This window comes from Bradyrhizobium sp. KZN70725, from assembly GCF_055264925.1.
This window is the reverse complement of record NZ_JBUYWT010000037.1, coordinates 1-18,635: the sequence shown is the minus strand read 5'-3', so window position 1 is coordinate 18,635 and position 18,635 is coordinate 1. Positions and strand designations below refer to the sequence as shown.

At 66.8% G+C, this 18,635-nt stretch carries 18 protein-coding genes; 14 read left to right on the top strand and 4 right to left on the bottom strand.

The window, feature by feature from the left end; translation table 11 throughout:
* The first annotated feature begins 233 nt into the window (after positions 1 to 233).
* Genes ACZBJS_RS28650 through ACZBJS_RS28640 form a run of 3 tightly spaced genes read left to right on the top strand, consistent with a single transcriptional unit; the run spans position 234 to position 1,554 of the window.
* On the top strand, positions 234 to 677 hold the full coding sequence (locus ACZBJS_RS28650; protein WP_253607315.1) for a hypothetical protein: 444 nt from the start codon (positions 234 to 236) through the stop codon (positions 675 to 677).
* Between the two features lie 36 nt (positions 678 to 713).
* Entirely contained in the window at positions 714 to 902 is a 189-nt protein-coding gene (locus tag ACZBJS_RS28645; RefSeq protein WP_057015177.1) for a hypothetical protein, read from the top strand.
* A 52-nt stretch (positions 903 to 954) separates the two neighbouring features.
* Positions 955 to 1,554 (top strand): hypothetical protein, encoded by a 600-nt coding sequence (locus tag ACZBJS_RS28640; RefSeq protein ID WP_253625707.1) that lies wholly within the window; start codon positions 955 to 957, stop codon positions 1,552 to 1,554.
* A gap of 119 nt (positions 1,555 to 1,673) precedes the next feature.
* Here the strand turns inward: ACZBJS_RS28640 and ACZBJS_RS28635 are convergent, their stop codons facing one another.
* Positions 1,674 to 2,306: a TetR/AcrR family transcriptional regulator gene (locus ACZBJS_RS28635; protein WP_076824361.1), complete on the bottom strand. Its 633-nt coding sequence runs from the start codon at positions 2,304 to 2,306 to the stop codon at positions 1,674 to 1,676.
* A gap of 152 nt (positions 2,307 to 2,458) precedes the next feature.
* Between ACZBJS_RS28635 and ACZBJS_RS28630 the strand changes: the two genes are divergently transcribed.
* The 3 genes from ACZBJS_RS28630 to ACZBJS_RS28620 are packed head-to-tail and all read left to right on the top strand — an operon-like array spanning position 2,459 to position 6,270.
* Positions 2,459 to 2,956, top strand: a complete 498-nt coding sequence (locus ACZBJS_RS28630; RefSeq protein ID WP_057015174.1) for a (2Fe-2S)-binding protein — start codon at positions 2,459 to 2,461, stop codon at positions 2,954 to 2,956.
* The gene (locus ACZBJS_RS28625) at positions 2,953 to 3,999 is read left to right on the top strand and encodes an FAD binding domain-containing protein (RefSeq protein WP_316395336.1); all 1,047 of its coding nucleotides are present in this window, start codon (positions 2,953 to 2,955) and stop codon (positions 3,997 to 3,999) included. The genes ACZBJS_RS28630 and ACZBJS_RS28625 overlap by 4 nt, the downstream gene beginning before the upstream one ends.
* A gap of 3 nt (positions 4,000 to 4,002) precedes the next feature.
* The gene (locus tag ACZBJS_RS28620) at positions 4,003 to 6,270 is read left to right on the top strand and encodes a xanthine dehydrogenase family protein molybdopterin-binding subunit (RefSeq protein WP_463439598.1); all 2,268 of its coding nucleotides are present in this window, start codon (positions 4,003 to 4,005) and stop codon (positions 6,268 to 6,270) included.
* A 218-nt stretch (positions 6,271 to 6,488) separates the two neighbouring features.
* Here the strand turns inward: ACZBJS_RS28620 and ACZBJS_RS28615 are convergent, their stop codons facing one another.
* A complete protein-coding gene (locus ACZBJS_RS28615; protein WP_316395338.1) occupies positions 6,489 to 7,160 on the bottom strand; it encodes a cupin domain-containing protein in 672 nt (223 codons plus the stop codon).
* Between the two features lie 183 nt (positions 7,161 to 7,343).
* Between ACZBJS_RS28615 and ACZBJS_RS28610 the strand changes: the two genes are divergently transcribed.
* The 7 genes from ACZBJS_RS28610 (at position 7,344) to ACZBJS_RS28580 (ending at position 15,517) form a co-directional block, all read left to right on the top strand.
* Entirely contained in the window at positions 7,344 to 8,111 is a 768-nt protein-coding gene (locus tag ACZBJS_RS28610; RefSeq protein WP_316395339.1) for an ABC transporter substrate-binding protein, read from the top strand.
* Positions 8,112 to 8,275: 164 nt separating this feature from the next.
* Complete coding sequence (locus tag ACZBJS_RS28605; protein ID WP_057015170.1) at positions 8,276 to 8,929, top strand: amino acid ABC transporter permease; 654 nt, start codon at positions 8,276 to 8,278, stop codon at positions 8,927 to 8,929.
* Positions 8,926 to 9,657 carry an amino acid ABC transporter ATP-binding protein gene (locus ACZBJS_RS28600; RefSeq protein WP_168856247.1) on the top strand — a complete coding sequence of 244 codons (732 nt, stop codon included), beginning with the start codon at positions 8,926 to 8,928 and terminating at the stop codon, positions 9,655 to 9,657. The genes ACZBJS_RS28605 and ACZBJS_RS28600 overlap by 4 nt, the downstream gene beginning before the upstream one ends.
* A 14-nt stretch (positions 9,658 to 9,671) precedes the next feature.
* Positions 9,672 to 10,964, top strand: a complete 1,293-nt coding sequence (locus tag ACZBJS_RS28595; protein WP_463439597.1) for an NAD(P)/FAD-dependent oxidoreductase — start codon at positions 9,672 to 9,674, stop codon at positions 10,962 to 10,964.
* An 80-nt stretch (positions 10,965 to 11,044) separates the two neighbouring features.
* Positions 11,045 to 14,272 (top strand): adenylate/guanylate cyclase domain-containing protein, encoded by a 3,228-nt coding sequence (locus ACZBJS_RS28590; protein ID WP_076823719.1) that lies wholly within the window; start codon positions 11,045 to 11,047, stop codon positions 14,270 to 14,272.
* 47 nt (positions 14,273 to 14,319) lie between these two features.
* On the top strand, positions 14,320 to 14,814 hold the full coding sequence (locus tag ACZBJS_RS28585; protein ID WP_253638941.1) for a hypothetical protein: 495 nt from the start codon (positions 14,320 to 14,322) through the stop codon (positions 14,812 to 14,814).
* Between the two features lie 7 nt (positions 14,815 to 14,821).
* Entirely contained in the window at positions 14,822 to 15,517 is a 696-nt protein-coding gene (locus tag ACZBJS_RS28580) for a class I SAM-dependent methyltransferase (protein ID WP_316395341.1), read from the top strand.
* A 12-nt stretch (positions 15,518 to 15,529) separates the two neighbouring features.
* Here the strand turns inward: ACZBJS_RS28580 and ACZBJS_RS28575 are convergent, their stop codons facing one another.
* Together ACZBJS_RS28575 and ACZBJS_RS28570 are read right to left on the bottom strand one after the other, a co-directional pair.
* Positions 15,530 to 15,901, bottom strand: coding sequence for a PaaI family thioesterase (locus ACZBJS_RS28575; RefSeq protein ID WP_076823722.1), 372 nt, complete (start codon positions 15,899 to 15,901; stop codon positions 15,530 to 15,532).
* 159 nt (positions 15,902 to 16,060) lie between these two features.
* Positions 16,061 to 17,650: a gamma-glutamyltransferase gene (locus ACZBJS_RS28570; RefSeq protein WP_253638943.1), complete on the bottom strand. Its 1,590-nt coding sequence runs from the start codon at positions 17,648 to 17,650 to the stop codon at positions 16,061 to 16,063.
* 104 nt (positions 17,651 to 17,754) lie between these two features.
* Between ACZBJS_RS28570 and ACZBJS_RS28565 the strand changes: the two genes are divergently transcribed.
* A complete protein-coding gene (locus ACZBJS_RS28565; protein WP_026193208.1) occupies positions 17,755 to 18,528 on the top strand; it encodes an enoyl-CoA hydratase-related protein in 774 nt (257 codons plus the stop codon).
* Positions 18,529 to 18,635 lie beyond the last annotated feature (107 nt).

The window sequence follows — 18,635 nt, the reverse complement described above, 5'->3', positions numbered from 1 at the left end:
AATGCCAACCTGATCGTCTGTGCACTTTAGCACACTTGCGCGGCCACCGTGCTCAGCGACCGCAGCCATCGCATCCGGCGCGGGCTTATGCGGCTCATATGCCGTAGAGCCCGCGGCGCTCTCGAATTCATATCCCGCCCTGAAGATATTGAGCCCGACGCAGACGCTCTCGCGTGCAGGCCAGACCGTTGAGGTTCGGCCGCGAGCGCGGCAGCGAACCGAAAGGTGATGTCATGTCTTCGCTTCAGATTGCTATCGGCGACCGGATCATCGAGCCGATGATCGCGCTTGCCGGCTGCACGACGCAACAGCGCATCGTCGTGGCCGGCACGAGGAGCATGGAATTGATGTTCGAGCTGCAGCGGCGCGGCTACGCGCGCGCGGCGGCGTCGGGCAATTGCGGCCGCCCCGCCGGTCAGTACGACGTTGCGCTGGTCGATTGGCGGCGGCGCACGCTTCTCTCGCTCGAGCCGGCGCTGGACTGGTTGACGAATGTCCTTAGCGCCCGTGCGGTGCTGGTGGTGTGGGTCGATGCCCAGAAGCCCTCGGCCAACCAAAGCCTGCGGGCGTCGCTGGAGCGGCGCGGCTTCGTCGTCGAGCAGGGCATCGTGCATCAGTACGGCTGCGCGCTGTCGGCACGGAGGTCGCAAGCCCATCCGCTGCAGCTTGCGGCCTGACGCGCTGAACGCGGCTTATCGCGAGGGGAAATCACCATGTCCAAGGTGCGACGCGCCGTGATCCGCGAATGGATGTTGCTGGCGCGCGAGAAACGGCAATCCAGCGAGCAGGCGGCCGCCTTTGCAACGGCGTCGCTGCAGCGGCACGACCTGCCGCGCAGCAGCCGTCGAACACCGCATGAAATCATCATGCGGTGGCTGCGGCCACGCACCGGACGTCCTTGAGCGGTGGCCGCCGCCATCGTGGGGCGGGCGGCAATCAACAGCAGAGCGATCGATGCGTGCCCATGAGTTTGAGCTGCCCCCGCATGCGCCTCGCGGCGCGGAGGATCTTGTTGCCGAAATCGCGAGGTCAACGTCCGACGCTGCGGCCCGCAGCGCCGCGGCGCTCGCGCTGGTGTATTGCGACATCATCGCGGGCGAGGGACCCACGGTGGCCGGCCGGGCGCATTTCTCGCGAACGATCGACGCCGCCGACGCCGCGCTATGTGCGCGCATCCTCTGTGCCGCCGGTCGCGCCGGACATTCGGTCAGTCGCGCCGAAGCCGACGCGCTGTTCGCAATCGATGCGGTCGGGAGCGAACGGGTCGATGACGGACGTTTCGACGACCTGCTTGCCAAGGCGGTGCTGCATCATCTGATGGGCGCCGCCGGCACAACCATTCCCGGCCGCGAGCAGGCGCTGGCCCGCGACAATCCGCTGGATGACTGGGGGGCGGCGATCGTGCTGGCTGCGGAACCGCGATCCTGGCTCGCCGGTCATCTTGACTGGATGAAGCCGTCATCCCCCGCCGCGCGCACCATCGATGCGGTGCTTCATGTCAATCCGGCAGGACCCCGGCTGCCGCTCGGCATCCTCTTCAACATGGAGGCCTGAACAAGCATAGCCCGTTGAGCCAACGGGTCGCGTGATGGCCCGCCGATGACAGGCTCCGCGACATCCGGGGCAGTCGGTCCCGCATGTCGCTGCGCGCATGCGGGCTACGATGGGTAAGGTCAGCGCGACGGCTTTGGGTTGGCTTTCTTCGCAGGCTTTGCCGTTGTGCCGACCGGCTGCACCCGCAAGCCGTCCACGAATACGTCCAACAGCCGGAGCGCAGTGGTCTGCCAGCCGGGCTGGTCGTGCATGTAGCACATGCCGATCAGCGCCCGCAGCACGTCCTCGGCGCTGATGTCGCCACGGATCGCACCGGCCGCGACCGCGCGCGCGAGCAGGGTGCCGATCGCCTTGGTCAGGCGGTCGAACGAATAGGCGTGCAGCTCGGTCGAGCCGTGAGCGACCAGCGCCAGTGCTGCGACCATGCCCTTCTTGGTGGCGACGAATTCCACGTTAGCGCGCAGCCAGCGCCGCAGCGCCTCGACCGGCTCGGGCGCGCATTGCAGTTGCTCGGCCAGATCGCCGAGCTGCTCGACCTCGCGGCGGTAGACCGCCTCATAGAGCGCTTCGCGCGTCGGGAAGTGGCGATAGAGCGTGCCGATGCCGACGCCGGCATGGCGCGCCACCGCCTCGAGACTCGCCTCGCTGCCGCCGGCCGAGAACACGGCCTTGGCCGCTTCCAGCACGCGCTCGCGATTGCGCACGGCGTCGGCGCGGGGCTTGCGTGCAATTTCTGGTGATCGAGCGGCCATCGCTTTTTCTTTTCACCCTCCCTTGTAAACGGAGGATGCCTCCGTATATGGCGACCAGCAACGGGCCTGACAAGGCGCGCCGATCCTGCATCGGCGGCCACGGGCTTCCGTTGCCTCGATTCAAACCGACCATACACGGATCGGAGCCCTGCATGAATCTCCCACTCAGCCTCACTATCAACGGTGTCCGCCGGGAAATTGCCCTCGACGACCCCCGCGTAACCCTGCTCGACCTGTTGCGCGAGCGGCTCGACCTCACCGGTACCAAGAAGGGATGCGACCGCGGCCAGTGCGGCGCGTGCACCGTCCTGGTCGACGGCCGCCGCATCAATTCCTGCCTCGCGCTTGCCGTCAGCCATGACGGCGCCGAGATCACAACCATCGAAGGCGTCGCGCGCGGCGACCAGCTGCATCCGGTGCAGGCCGCCTTCATCGCCCATGACGGCTTCCAGTGCGGCTTCTGCACGCCGGGCCAGATCATGAGCGGCATCGGCCTGATCCAGGAAGGCCAGGCTGGCGACGATCCGGAGCGCGTGCGCGAATGCATGAGCGGCAATCTGTGCCGCTGCGGGGCCTATCAAGGAATCACCGAGGCCGTGCTCGAGGCGCAGGCCGACATCAACGCGACCAAGCAGAGGCGCTCCGCATGATGAACTTCGATTATGTCAGGCCGGCCAGCGTCGCGGACGCGATCGCGGCGGCATCCGAGAAGGGCGCGAGCTATTTCGCCTCCGGCACCAATCTGCTCGACCTGATGAAGGGCGGCGTCAGCCGGCCGAGCCTTCTCGTCGACGTCACGCGTCTGCCGGGGCTCGACCGCATCGAGCATCTGGCCGACGGCGGCTTGCGGATCGGCGCGCTAGTGCGCAATGCCGATCTCGCGCATGACGCGGAGTTTGCGCGCGACCATCCGGCGGTCGCCGAGGCGTTGCTGTCGGGCGCGTCGGCCCAGCTGCGCAATGCCGCGACCGTCGGCGGCAACCTGATGCAGCGAACGCGCTGCGCCTATTTCTACGACGCCGGCAGCGCCTGCAACCGGCGCTGGCCGGGCGCCGGCTGCGACGCGCTGAAGGGCGAGAACCGCCTGCACGCGGTGCTCGGCTGGAGCGAGGGCTGCATCGCAACCCATCCGTCGGATTTCTGCGTGCCGCTGGTCGCGTTCGACGCCGTCGTCGAGATCGAGGGCAAGACCGGCCGGCGCGAGCTGCCGCTCGAGGCGCTGCACCGTCTGCCGGGCGAGACGCCGGAGCGCGAGACCGCGCTGGAGCGCGGCGACCTGATCGTCGCGCTGCGGCTACCGGCCGAAGCGCAAGGCTTCTCCGGGCATGCCCGCTACATCAAGGTGCGCGAGCGCACGTCCTACGCGTTCGCGGTGGTCTCGGCCGCGGCCGGCTTGCGCATCGAGGATGGAAAGATCCGCGAGGCGCGGCTGGCGCTCGGCGGCGTCGCGGCAAAGCCGTGGCGAGCGCGCGAGGCCGAGCAGGTGCTCGCGGGCGCCGCGCCGGATGCGGCGACCTATCGCGAGGCGGCGCGCGCCGCGCTCGCGGGCGCAAAACCGTCCGGCGACAACGCCTTCAAGATCGAGCTCGCGCAGCGCATCGTCGTGCGCGCGCTCACCCTTGCTGCTGCAGGCACGCCGGATCGCATTCCCGCGCTGCCGGGCTCTCCCTTCTCATCCGTTGCAGGAGCGTAACGCATGACGGCTGAACTCAATCTGACCCGCGACCCCGCCCATCTCAGGCACGGCTCGAATATCGGCCAGCCGCTGACCCGCACCGACGGCACGCTGAAGGTGACCGGCAAGGCCCGCTATGCCGCCGACAATCATCCGCCCGGCATGGTCTATGCCGTGATCGCGACCAGCTGCATCGCGCGCGGCCGCGTCACCGCGCTCGACGTCGCCGCCGCCAAGCGCCACCCCGGCGTCATCGACGTGATGACGCCGGCGCACAAGCCGGAGCTCGCCGAAGACCCCGACGCCAAGGGCAATCCGTTCGCCTTCCGCATGGAGCTCTTGCAGAGCGACGAGGTGCGCTACGCCAACCAGGCGATCGCGGTCGTGATCGCCGAGACGCTGGAGGCCGCCACCGAAGGCGCCGCGCTGCTGTCGCCGCGCTATCAGGTCGAGATCGCGCGTGTCGGTCTCGACGCCGGCGAAGCCTACGCGCCGCCGGTGGTCGGCATCGGTAATCCCGCCGAAGTCCGGCACGGCGATATCGATGCTGGCCTTGCCGCTGCGTCGAAGCGGATCGACGCAACTTACGAGACGCCCGCGCAGTACCACAACGCGATGGAGCCGCACGCGATCGTCGCGGTGTGGGACGGCGACCGCCTGTTCCTCGACACGCCGAGCCAGGGCATGGCGATGGCGCAGATGCGGATCGGCGGCCTGTTCGGCGTTCCGCCCGGCAACATCCACATCAACAGCCCGTTCCTGGGCGGCGGCTTCGGCTCCAAGGGCCTGGTCTCCGGGCCGCAGGTGCTTGGCATCATGGCGGCGAAGCTTGTCGGGCGTCCGGTTAAGCTGGTGCTGCGGCGGAGCCAGATGTACGGCCCGGTCGGCCATCGTCCGCAGACCCGCCAGCGCATCCGGATCGGCACCGGTGACGACGGCCTGCTGACCGCGCTCGATCACGAGGCGCGCGTCACGACGTCGAGCTTCGACGATTTCTACGAGCCGGCGGCGGACGCCTCGCACACGCTCTATGCCAGCCCGGCGATCCGCACCGCGCATGAGGCGGTGCGCGTCGACACCGGCACGCCGCTGTTCATGCGCGCGCCGGGCGAGGCTACCGGATCGATCGCGCTGGAAAGCGCGATCGACGAGGCGGCGTTCGCCTGCGGCATCGATCCCCTGGAATTCCGGCTGAAGAATTATGCCGAGGTCGAGCCGACCACCGGCAAGCCGTTTTCCTCCAAGGCGCTGCGGCAGTGCTACGCCAAGGCCGCCGACCGTTTCGGCTGGGCGCGGCGTCCGCTGCAGCCGCGGCAGATGCGCGACGAGAACGGCTTTCTGGTCGGCTGGGGCATGGGCACCGCGACCTTCCCGGCGCTGATGTTCCAGGGCAATGCCCGGGCCGTGATCCGCGCCGACGGACGCGGCGTGATGGAGAGCGGCGCGCATGACATGGGGCAGGGCGCCTGGACCGCGCTCACGCAAATCTCGGCCGATGCGCTCGCGCTCGATCTCGGGCAGATCTCGTTCCTGTCGGGCACGTCGGACCTGCCGGATGCCGGCATCGCCGGCGGCTCCGCGCACACCGCAACGGTCGGTGCCGCGATCCACAATGCCGGTGCGGCGGTGATCGCAAAACTCGCCGAGCTTGCGACCTCCGATGAGCGCTCGCCGCTGTTCGGCGCCGGCAATGCCGGCGTGGTGGCGCGGGCCGGGCGGCTCCATCGCCGCGACGATGACGCGCGCAGCGAAAGCTACGCCGAGATCTTGGCGCGCGCTGGCGTTGCCGAGGTCGAGGCCTCCGGCACGGGTGCGGCCGATCCGGCGGCGCAATCGCAATATGCGATGCACGCGCATGGCGCTGTCTTTGCTGAGGTGAAGGTCGATCCGGAGCTCGGCCAGATCCGCGCCACGCGGCTGGTCGGCGCGTTCGCCGCAGGGCGCATCATCAATCCGTTGATGGTGCAGAGCCAGCTGCGCGGCGGCATGATCTGGGGCCTCTCGTTCGCGCTGCACGAGGAGGCGGTGATGGACAAGAGGTCCGGCCGCATCCTGAATGCGAACCTTGCCGAGTATCATGTGCCCGTGAATGCCGACGTGCCGCCGATGGAGGTGATCACGGTCGACGAGCACGATCCCCATGTGAACCCGCTCGGCATCAAGGGCGTCGGCGAGATCGGCATCACCGGCAGCGCCGGCGCCGTTGCCAACGCCGTCTTCCACGCCACCGGCATCCGCGTGCGGAATTTCCCGATCAAGATCGAGGAAGTGGCGATGGGGTTGAGGTGATGCGGCTCGACGTGAGGGCTCCATAATAACAGGTGTCGTCCCGGCGAAAGCCGGGACCCATTACCACGAATGTGAGTTATGGCAGGACGCTGGGGCCGCTTCCCCTTCGACAATCAAGATTGGTGGTAATGGGTCCCGGCCCCCGTGCGCAATTGCGCACTAGGCCGCGACGACGCTGGATGGTTTTCGCCGGGACGACGGCGGAGGGAGATGGGCCGTCACCCCGCCGCCGTCACGCAATTCACCCACAGCACCACGGCCTTCGCATCGCGCGCGGGATTGGAGAACCGGTGCGGCCTTCGGCTCGCGAATCTGAAGCTGTCGCCCTGCTTTAGCGTCCAGGTCTCCGTGTCCACCGTCAGCGTCATCTCGCCCTGGAGCACGAGGCCGGCCTCTTCGCCGTCATGGGTATAGAACTCGTCGCCGGTGTTGCCGCCGGGCTCGAGATGCACCAGGAACAAGTTGAGCCGGCTCTCGCTGCCGGCCGGGCTCAGCAGCTGCTTTGAAATTCCGGTGCGCCACAGCTTCAGCTCGGCGCGCTGGACCTCGCGGGTCACGACGCCGCCGGCGCTGTCATCCTTCGGCGTCGCGCCGAACAGCGCGGCGATGCCGACGCCGAGTACGTCGGCCAATGTCGCCAGCACGCGCAGCGAGGGCGACGACAGGCCGCGCTCGATCTGGCTGATGAAGCCGATCGACAAATCGGTGCGCGCGGCGACCACCTCCAGCGACATTTCCTTGCTGCGGCGCACGTCGCGGATGCGGCGTCCGACCGCGAGATCCATCGCCGGCTCCGCCGGCTTGCCGGCCGGTTTCTTCACCGGTTTCCTGGCCGGTTTCTTGGCCGCGCGGCGTGCCGTCGCGGGCCCTGCTGCCGCGCCTTTACGCATTCTGTTGCCGCCGCTCACGTCAGTTCGCTTCCTTCATGTGCATGAAAACCGCTTGCATTGGCCGCGGTTTCGTGACCACAATTTCATATTGGTGAAAATAGGCCGGAACGGCGTCGACCGCAACCAAAAGCCCGAAACCGCGCGGGCGATGCGGCGCCAAGGCCAGCTTCGGGAGGTGTTGCGATGTCGTTTCAGCGTCTCGTCCAGGCCGCGGTGGCGGCGCTTGCCCTTGCCTTGATCGCGCCGTCAGGGGCGCAGCAGGTGCTGAAGGTCGGCTCGACCCCGACCGGCATTCCCTTCACCTTCCTCGACACCAAGTCCAACTCGATCCAGGGCATCATGGTCGATCTCGCCACCGAGATCGGCAAGGACGCCGGCTTTACCGTGCAGATCGAGCCGATGCAGTTCTCGGCGCTGATTCCCTCGCTGACCGCGAACAAGATCGACATCATTGCGGCCGCGATGTTCGCCACCGCCGCGCGCAAGGAGGTGATCGACTTCTCCGAGCCGGTCTACACCTACGGTGAAGGTTTGGTGGTGCCGAAGGCCGACACCAAGGCCTATGCCTCGCAGGAGGATCTGAAGGGCACCGTGGTCGGCGCCCAGGTCGGTACTGCCTTTGTCGACGCGCTGAAGAAGACCGGGCTGTTCAGCGAGGTCAAGGTCTACGATACCATTCCCGACATCCTGCGCGACGTAAATGCCGGCCGCCTCAAGGCCGGCTTCGCCGACTATCCGATCCTCGCCTACAATCTGCAGCAGGGCAATTTCGCCGACGTCCGTTTGGTCGACGGCTACAAGCCGGTCACCGTCGGCACCGTCGCGATCGGTGTCCGCAAGAGCGACACGGAGCTGCTCGCGAAGATCAATGCCTCGCTCGCCAAGCTGAAGGCGAACGGCACGATCGCAAAGACCCTGGAAAAGTGGGGCCAGAAGGCCGGCGGGTCGTGAAAGCCATTGCGTCGAGGGGCCTTTAGGTGACCCGTCATCCTGAGGAGCGGCGTCTTCGCCGCGTCTCGAAGGATGCACGGCCCGGCTGGTGGCCGTCGACCCTTCGAGACGCGCTCCTCGGGAACAATATTCGAGCGTGTGTCGGGACGGGATAAATTTAGCCGATGCAAAAATTCTTTCATGACGCCGTCGAGTTCGTGCCGATCCTGCTGCAGGGTGTCTGGCTGACCATCGTCGTCACCGTCGGCTCGCTCGTCCTTTCGACCGTGCTCGGGCTGGTGTGGGCCTTGATGCGGGTGTCCGGCATCGGCGTCCTGGTCGGGCTCAGCGCCTCGTTGATCAACGTGATCCGCGGCATCCCGATCATCGTGCTGCTGTTCTACATCTACTTCGTGATGCCAGATTTCGGCATCGCGCTGTCGGCGTTGCAGGCCGCGATCATCGGGCTCGGTATCGCCTATTCGGCCTATCAGGCGGAAAATTTCCGCGCCGGCATCGAGGCGATCGACAAGGGGCAGATCGAGGCGGCGCAGACCATCGGGATGGGCTGGTGGCTCACCATGCGCCGCGTGGTGCTGCCGCAGGCGGTCAGGATCATCCTGCCGCCCTACGGCAATATCATGATCATGATGCTGAAGGATTCCTCGCAGGCGTCCACCATCACGGTGGCCGAGCTGGCGCTGCAGGGCAAGCTGATCGCCTCCTCGACCTTCAAGAACACCAGCGTGTTCACGCTGGTGGCGCTGATGTACCTCACCATGAGCATCCCGCTCATCCTGCTGGTTCGGCACTTCGAGAACAAGGCGAACCGCAAATGATCGAGCTCCGCGACGTCCACAAGAGCTTTGGCAAGGTCGAGGTGCTGAAGGGCATCACCGCCTCCGTCGCCAGGAGCGAGGTGGTCTGCATCATCGGCCCGTCCGGCTCCGGCAAGTCGACCATCCTGCGCTGCATCAACGGGCTCGAGAGCTACGATCGCGGCGAGATCAGCGTCGAGGGTGCGCGCGTCGACAGCAATGACCGCTCGATCGTGGCGATCCGCACCCAGGTTTCGATGGTGTTCCAGCGCTTCAACCTGTTCCCGCATCGCACCGCCCTCGAGAACGTCATCGAGGGACCGCTTTATGTGAAGAAGGAGCCGCACGAGCAGGCGATTGCCCGCGGCCGCGCGCTGCTCGCGCAGGTCGGGCTCGCCGACAAGGCCGAGGTGCACCCGCCAAAACTCTCCGGCGGACAGCAGCAGCGCGTCGCGATTGCGCGGGCGCTGGCGATGCAGCCGAAGGCGATCCTGTTCGACGAGCCGACCTCCGCGCTCGATCCGGAGCTGGTCGGCGAGGTGCTGTCGGTGATGCGCAAGCTCGCCGACGACGGCATGACCATGGTCGTCGTCACCCACGAGATGGGTTTTGCCCGCGACGTCGCCGACCGCGTGCTGTTCATCGACGGCGGCGTCATCGTCGAGCAGGGCGCCGCCAAATCCGTCCTCAACCAACCCCAGCACCCGCGCACCCAGGATTTCCTGCGCCGCGTGCTGCATCCGCTGTGATCAGGTCACTTGAAATGAACGCGCCAATCCGCCTGCCGCTGCCACCGAGCCTCTATGCCGACGCCGCGGTGCAGGCGACGCCGACGCCTCCGCTGACGTCGGACAAGAGCGTGTCGGTCGCGATCATCGGCGGCGGCTTCACCGGCCTGTCGACCGCGCTGCACCTCGCCGAGCAGGGCGTGCTGGCGACCGTGCTCGAAGCGCAGGAGCCGGGCTGGGGCGCCTCCGGCAACAATGGCGGGCAGACCAATCCGGGACTGAAGCACGACCCGGATCAGATCGAACGGGATTTCGGCGCCGATCTCGGCCGCCGCATGATCGAATTCTCCTACGGCACCACCAACTTCACGCATGACTTGATCCGCCGCTACCAGATCCCCTGCGAGGCCAGGCAGAACGGCACGCTGCGCGCCGCCTACAACGAGGCCAGCGCAGCGGCGATCGCGACCACGGCGAAGCAGTGCATCCGGCGTGGCATGCCGGTGAAGCTGCTCGACGCCGCCGAGATGCGCCAGATGACCGGCAGCGACCGTTACCTCTGCGCCATGCTGGATGCGCGCGGCGGCGACCTGCATCCGCTGAGCTATGCCCGCGGGCTTGCGCGCGCCGCGATCGGGGCCGGCGTCGCCGTCCATGGCGAGACCCCGGCGCTGCGGCTGCGCCGCGACGGCGGCCGCTGGCGGATCGAGACGCCGCGCGCGGTCGTGCTCGCCGACAAGGTGCTGCTCGCGACCAACGGCTTTACCGATGATCTCTGGCCGGCGCTTCGCCGCAGCATCGTGCCGGTGTTCTCGTCGATCGCGGCGACCGCGCCGCTGTCCGAGGCGATCGCGCGCGCGATCATGCCGACCCGGCCGGTGCTCTACGAAAGCGGTCACATCACGGTCTATTACCGCATCGACCAGCACAATCGGCTCTTGATGGGCGGCCGCGGCCCGATGCGCTGGATCAGCAAGCCGACCGACGTCGCCTATCTGATCCGTTACGCCGAGCGGCTATGGCCGCAGCTCAAGGGCGTCAGCTGGACCCACGGCTGGAACAGCCGTCTTGCCATCACTGCCGATCACTACCCGCATGTCCATGAGCCCGCGGAGAATTTGCTGATCTCGCTCGGCTGCAACGGCCGCGGCGTCGCGCTCTCGACCGCGATGGGCGCACAGCTGGCGCGCCGGCTGATCGGCGGCCCCAAGGCCGAGATCGACATGCCCGTGACCGGCATCAAGCCGATCCCGATGCACGCCTTCTGGCGGGTCGGCGTCATCACGGCCGTGCTGACCGGCCGGGTGCGGGACCGCCTTGGTGTGTGAGGCATTTAACACAATTACAGAATGTGCTGGGCTAATCTCGCGCGTCGGATATATTCGCAGTCTTTACTGAAAGGCTGTTCATGCAGTGCGAGCGATGCGGCCGCGCAAACCGGGCTGGCAACGATTATTGTGAAGATTGCGGTGCGCCATTAGGCCTCAAATGTGACTCCTGTCAGCATGTGAACGGGCCCTCCAGCCGCTTCTGCGGCCGCTGCGGCACCGCGCTCGCCGCGGGCAGCGTCCGTCCCGACGCGCCCTCGCAGCGGCTGCTGCGTTCGCTGAGCACCAAGGGCGGCGAACGCAAGAACCTCACTCTGCTGTTTGCCGATATCCGCAACTCGACCAATCTGATCGACAGCCTCGGCGATCCCGAACTCGGAATGCGGCGGCTGGAGCCGGTGCTCGACCTGATGAAGGAAGCCGTCCACCGCTACGACGGCATCGTCAACAAGATCCAGGGTGACGGCGTCATGGCGCTGTTCGGCGCGCCGCCGCGCCCGCATGAAGATCATGCGGTCCGCGGCTGTCTCGCCGCGCTCGCCATGCAGGATTCGGTGGCCAGGCTCGCCGATCCCGGCATGCAGATCCGGGTCGGGCTGCACACCGGCGAAGTCGTCGTTCAAACGGTGGAAAACACAATCTATCAGACCTACGACGCCGCCGGCGCCAACGTCCATATCGCCAACCGGATGGAGCAGATGGCCGATGAGGGGGCGATCCTCATCACGCGGGACACCTATCTCGGCGCCAGGCAATTCGTCGAGGTCATGCCGCTCGGCATGCAGACCATTCGCGGCATCTCCATGCCGGTGGAGGTCTTTCGGCTGACCGGGCTGCTCAGCGCGCCCGCCAGCGACGTTTTTCGCAGCGGCCGCCGCCTGACCTCGATGGTCAACCGGACCGAGCAGATGGCGGCGTTGGAGCATGAGCTGTCGCGTGCAGTTGGCGGCGACGGCCGGGTCGTCGGCATGGTCGGCGACGCCGGCATCGGCAAGAGCCGGCTCTGCTTCGAGTTCGCCGAAAACTGCCGCCGCAAGGGCATTCGCGTCTACGAGGCCCGCGTGCTGGCGCATGGCCGCGCAACACCGTTCCAGCCCGTGCTCGAGCTGTTGCGCGACATCTTCGGCATCCGCGCCAAGGAGCCGATCGAGACATCCCGGCGTCGCGTCATCGACCGTTTTGCCGAGATGGCCGCGTCGGAGCAGGAATTGCTGGTGCTGCTCGAATTCCTCGGGCTTGCCGATCCGGCGTATCCGGCACCGAAGCTCGATCCGCGCGCGCTGCGGCTGCAACTGCTCGATCTCGTTCGAACCTTGGTGCATGCGCGCCCCGGCGACACGCCGGCGGTCGTCATGATCGAGGACCTGCACTGGATCGACGCCGCGAGCGAAGAGTTCGTCGAGACGCTGGTCGATGCCATCGTCGGCACCGCGACGTTGCTGGTGGTCAATTTCAGGCCGGGCTTCACGGCACCTTTCATGCAGCGGTCGCACTACCGTCAGATCGCAATCCCGCCGCTGCCGTGGTCCGATTCGAACGAGCTGCTCCGCGAGCATTTCGGCAGGCATCCCTCGCTCGCCTCGCTGAGCAGCAACGTCATCGAACGCGCGCAGGGCAATCCGTTCTTCATCGAGGAGCTTGCCAACACCGTCGTGGAGCGCGGCAATGTCGAGGGCGAACGCGGCAACTACCGGCTCAAGCATGGCGTCGATGCGGTGCCGCTGCCCGCGACGGTGCAGGCCGTCGTGGCCGCCCGCATCGATCACCTCGAGGATATCGCCAAGCAGGTGCTGGAGACGGCGGCCGTGATCGGCCGGCTGGTCGCGATGTCGGTGCTGCGTCCGGTCGCGGCGTTGCCGAACGACGATTTGCAGAACGCCATCGCGCAGCTGCGCCAGGCTGAACTGCTGTACGACCTGCCGCCCTACGACAAGGGACTGCTGGCGTTTCGCCATCCATTGATCCAGGAGGTCGCCTACGCAACCCAGTTGCGGTCGCGGCTGACCACGCTGCATGCGACTGTCGCCAAGGCCATCGAGGGCTTCGACTGGGGCAAGCTCGACGAGTTTGCCGGGCTGCTCGCCTATCACTACGAGGCCGCGGGCCAGCCGCTGGAGGCGGTCACCCATTTGCAGCGTGCGGCGCGCTGGATCGGCAAGACCAACTCCGCCGAGGCAATGAAAAGCTGGAAAAAGGTTCGCGCCCTGCTGCAGGACCAGCCCCCGTCCGAATATGTCGATCGGTTGCGAGCGATGTCGAGCGGCCAGATCCTCAACTTCGGCTGGCGTGAGGGGATGTCCGCCGAAGAGGTCAAGCCCTACGCCGAAGAGGCTATCAAATACGCACGCGCGGCGGACCCGGTGCACGAGCCGATCCTGCTCGGCGCCTACGGCAGGATCCTGGCCGCGACCGCGGCCGCCGACGATTATGTCAATCTCGTGCAGGACGCCTTGAAGCTCACTTCCGGCACCGGGGACGTCGGACGGTTTGCGACGGTCAATGCGATGCTGAGCCAGGCGTTCTTCCTGTCGGGTCGTCTTGCCGAGGCGCTCGACGCCGGGCAGGTGGCGGTTGCCGCGATTGCCGAGCAGGGCGGTTTTCACAACAACGTCACACTCGGCCTCAACCCGAACCAGATTCTCGGCTTCGACGTCGAGCACTGGATCAGGTGTCTCGGCACCAGAATTCTGGTGCGGCTCGGCCGGTTCGACGAAGCCGAACGGCGGATCGCCGAGGTGCTGCGGGCCGAGCCGGAGCGCTTCGCCGCCGTCGTGCAGTTCATTCCGCATTTTGCGATGGTGGAGATGGGCTGGAGCCGCGGCCGGCCGGAACTGGCCAAGCCGCATGCGGCGAGGATCGCCGAACTGGCCGAGCAGTCCGGCACGCCCTATCTGCGGGTCGCGGCGCTCGCCAGCGCCGGCCTCGCCAGCGGCGCCGCGGGCGATTTCAAGGTTGCCGCCGCCCAGCTTCAGGAAGCGATCGACTTTGCGCGCTCTGCGCGAGCCGGCCTCGAATTCGAGGCGCGCATGCTGGCGGATCTGGCCGAGGCGCTCTATCGCGCCGCCGACCACCATGCGGCCCTGCAAGCGGTGGACGAGGCGCTAATGGTCGCGCGGCGAAGGACCGATCGCGTCGCCGAGTTGCACGCGACCGTGCTGCGCGGCCTGATCATTTGCGCCTTGGGCAGCACGTCACATGAGGAGCTTGACGAGATTGTCGGCGGCGCTCAGAATCTGCTCGATGTCTCGGGGGCAGTCTATTTCACACCACAACTCGATCAGCTTCGATTGCATCTTGAGCGACGCTAGACGCGACGATTTTTCATTTCTGGAAACAAGGTACTGAGGGGGTTTTAATGGGACGGATGATTCAAGACGATACGACGCGCGATGTCCTTGATCTGCTGAACAAGCGGTTTGGTCCCAGCGGGATCATGGAGATGGTGGAGCTGCAAAAGGAGTTCGACATCTTCTCTCCCAATCATCCCCTCGAACAGTCGTTCCGGCTGATCGGGATCGAGCCGGCCGACCGGGTCGAGCGGAAGCGCTGGTATACTTTCCTCGGCACGCTGAAGGACTATCCTTCCGATCAGCCCAATGTGAGTGGATACAAGCGGGTGGTCCAGGCGTTCCGACAGGCGCTCACGCAGGGTCCGTATCTGCCGGTGCTGGTTAGCGTTCACGCCATGAAGGAAAATCCGAAGGTGACGTTTGCAGCCGATGGCCATACGCCGCTGATCTACTCGACCCAGTCGTATCGGGTTCTGTCGATCCCGACCAAGCCAAGCCAGGTCGCCCGCAAGGAGCTTGCTGCGATGGCGAAGCAGCGGCGGGCCAAAGCCAAGAAATGAGCAAGACGTGAGCATCGCAGCGGAGACCGCAGGTGTCGGCGCCGAAGGCGACCGGGCGCGGTTCTCCGACCTCTATGCCGATGTCGAATCCTACTACAGCGCGCGGGTCGCCAAATACGGCGCCACCCCGCGCGGAGTGGACTGGTCCTGCCAGGCCACCCAGGACCTGCGCTTCGTCCAGTTGCTGAAGCTCTGCGACTTCTCCGCACCGTTCAGCCTGAACGACATCGGCTGCGGATACGGCGCGCTGTGCGCCTATGTCGCAAGGCGCCATCCGCAAGCGGAGATCGACTATCTCGGGATCGACCTGTCGCTCGCCATGGTCAGCCGCGCGCGCCGCCGTTTCTCGGCGCCGGGGCGCCGCTTCAAGGTCGGCAAGGGCGGCCTGCGTCGCGCGACCTATTCGGTCGCGAGCGGCGTCATGAATGTCGATGTCGGCGGCTGCCGCCGATCCTGGGAGGCATTTGTCGCCGGGATGCTGGCCGACCTGCGCCGCGCCAGCCTGCGCGGCTTCAGCGTCAACTTCGTTACCGGCGGGACGGAAGGCACGGCGGCCGCCGATGCGTCGCCGGTGCAGCTCTATTGCACCAGCCCCGAGGCGTGGATCGATTATTGCGAACGCGAGCTTGGCTGCACCGTCGAGACCGTCGACGGCTACGGACTGAACGAAGTCACCCTGCTGGCGCGATGTAGGGATTGCTGATCGGGCTGCGGACTATCGCTTGTCCAGAATCCGCAACTCGGCCGTGGCGCTGGCGACCGTCACATCGCTGGCGTCGATCAGATCGGCTTCGACGATCATGTCGCGGTCGGTCTGCGAGATGACCTTCGCCTTGGCCGTGATCGGGCCGACGCGCGCCGGTTTGAGAAACCGCGTGGTGAGGGTCCTCGTCACGACGGTCCGCGTTGCGGGCAGCGCTGCGAGGGCGCCGAGACCGGTGGCTGAATCCAGCATCGCGGCAAGGAAACCGCCCTGGATCGTTCCATGGCGGTTGGTGAACAAGGGTTGCGCCTCGAAACGGACTGTGGCGATTTCACCGTCGAAGCCAAGCCACTCGCGCCCAAGAAGTTGCGCGCCGGGCGGCACGTCTGCGCTTGCTTCACTCAAGCCGGTCACCGCAATTGTTGTCGGTCCAAAAGTATCAGCCCGTCTGGCTCATGCAATAAACTCGGTGTCGTCCCTGCCTAGTGCGCAATTGCGCACGGGAGCAGGGACGACGACCTCAATGAACCGCGCGACTTGCCGTCACCCCTCCGCGACCGCATCGCCCCAGGGCTGGAACGGCTCGGTGACGCCGCTGTTGGTGGCGCCGTCGCGCAGCACGACGCTCGGGCAGGCGAACTTCATCGGCAGGGTCTGGATGCGGGCTTCCTCGAAGTCGAAGCGGCCGCGCAGCGCCTCGCGCACGCTCGCGGGCAGGCGCTTGTCGCCGATCACCACGGCGCCTTCGCTGGCGTCGATCCGGGGCTGGTGGATCGCGGCGTCGAGATCCATGCCGAAATCCATCACGAAGGAGAGCAGTTGCGACACGGCCGGCAGGATGCGGCGGCCGCCCGATGCGCCGGCGGCAAGCGTGCGGCCGTCGGCGGCCTGCGCCACGACCGGCGTGTAGTTGGTCAGGCAGCGCTTGCCGGGCGCGAGCGAGTTCGGATTGCCTTGCGTCGGATCGAACCACATGATGCCGTTGTTCATGGTCAGCCCGGTGTTCGGCGTCACGAATTTGGAGCCGAAGGTCGACAGCAGCGTCTGCGTCACCGCGGCCATGTTGCCGTCGCGGTCGACCGCGGAGAAATGCGTGGTGCAGCTTGGCGCGATTGCTTCGGCGCCGAGCGCGCGCCGGCCATCGACGTCGCCCATGTCCTTCAGGCGCTCGCGATAGGCGGCTTGCAGCGCCTCGGCATAGGCTGCGTAGGCCGCCGCATCCGGACCGCCCTGCGCGGGCGCCAGCGCCTTTTGCAAAAGGCCGAGCGTGCGCGCCATGGTCGGACCCGCGGTCAGCTCCGGCGTCGCATAGACCGTGCCGCCGCGATACGGAATTTTCAACGGCTCGCGCAGATGGGCGCGGAAGGCGGCGAGGTCGCGCACCGACAGCGCGCCGCCGGCGGCCTGGATGTCGTCGGCGATGCTGCGCGCCAGATCGCCCTCGTAGAAATCGCGCGGGCCGGCCGCGGCGAGCTGCGCCATCGTGGCCTTCAGCCTGTCCTGCGGCATGCGGACCACCGACCTGATGCCCCATTGCGCATTCGGCGGCAGGCCATCTTGCAGATACGCCGCCGCGCTGGCGGGATAGCGCCGCAGATCGGCCGCGGAGCTTGCGATCATCGCGGTGGTCCACCAATCGACCAAAAGGCCGTCGCCGGCGAGCTTGACGCTCGGCGCCAGCAGATCCTTCCACGCCATTTTGGCGTGGCGGCGATGCGCTTCCTCCATGCCGGCAACGACGCCGGGCACAGCGATCGAGCCGGGGCCGTGCAGGTTGCGGTCGTCCTTGACCCGCGCCCAGGGGAACAGGTCGGAGGCCGCACCGCCAGTCAGCGGATAATCCTCGATGCGCAGGCCGTCGGGTGCGCGCATGCCGTAGTCGATCACCTCGACGCGGTTCTCCTTGGCGCGATAGAGCACCATCGCGCCGCCGCCGCCGGCGCCGCTCATCCAGGGCTCCACGACGCCAAGCGCGAAGGTGGTTGCGATCACGGCGTCGACGCAATCGCCGCCATCAGCCAATACCTCCGCGCCGACCTCGGCCGCCCGGCGCGACTGTGCGGCGACGATGCCACCCTTGGCGCTGACGGCCGGCTTGCGGATCACTTGCGAGTTGGAGAACTGGTCGGACATGGCGTTGCTTTCGCTGTTCTTGTTGCGGGTGGGACACGTTGGCGTAGCATGCCAAGCATGGCACTGTCAGTGCAACAACAAGAACCAATTTCAGGGAGCGGAAAATGACTGGTGTGAAGCGTGAACGGGACGGCAAGGTCGGCATCCTGACGCTCAACGATCCCGCGAGCCTGAACGCCATGACGCCGGAACTGCTCGGCGATCTCGCGCGCGCCGTCGGCGAGATGAGCCTCGATCCGGACATCCGCGCGCTGGTCCTGACCGGGGAGGGACGCGGCTTCTGCTCCGGGCAGAACCTCAAGGCGTTCCAGTCGCTCGGCGACAATATCTACACCGGCGTGATGAGGCATTATTGGCCGGCGATGCAGGCCTTGCGCGAATGCCGCGTGCCGGTGGTGGTCGCGGTCAACGGCGTCGCGGCCGGCGGCGGCTTCAGCCTCGCGATGTCCGGCGACATCATCCTGGCGGCGCGCTCGGCGAGCTTCATCCAGGTGTTCAGCCGGATCGGCCTGGTGCCCGATCTCGGCTCGACCTGGCTGTTGCCGCGCCTGATCGGCCGCCAACGCGCGCTCGACCTGATGCTGCTGAACGAGCCGCTGCCGGCCGAGCGGGCCAAGGAGTGGGGATTGGTGCGCGACGTGGTCGACGATGCCAAACTGCTCGACGAGGCGAAGGCGCTCGCCGGTCGTCTCGCGGACGGACCGACGCGCGCGCTGGTCGCGACGCGACAGCTGCTCGAGGAGAGCGAGCACGCCAGCTACGCCGATCAGTTTCGCCGCGAGATCGAGCTCCAGCAGGTGATCCGCGAGAGCGCCGACGCGAAGGAAGGCCGCCAGGCCTTCGTCGAGAAACGCAAGGCTCAGTTCACGGGACGCTAGTCTTACTGAGTCAGAAAGCCGCGATCTGGAGGGTTGAGAATCGCATATTAAGGGAGATTCAACGTGGTCGAGGAGGCCGAGATGGATCGCCGAGGGAGAGGAACCAG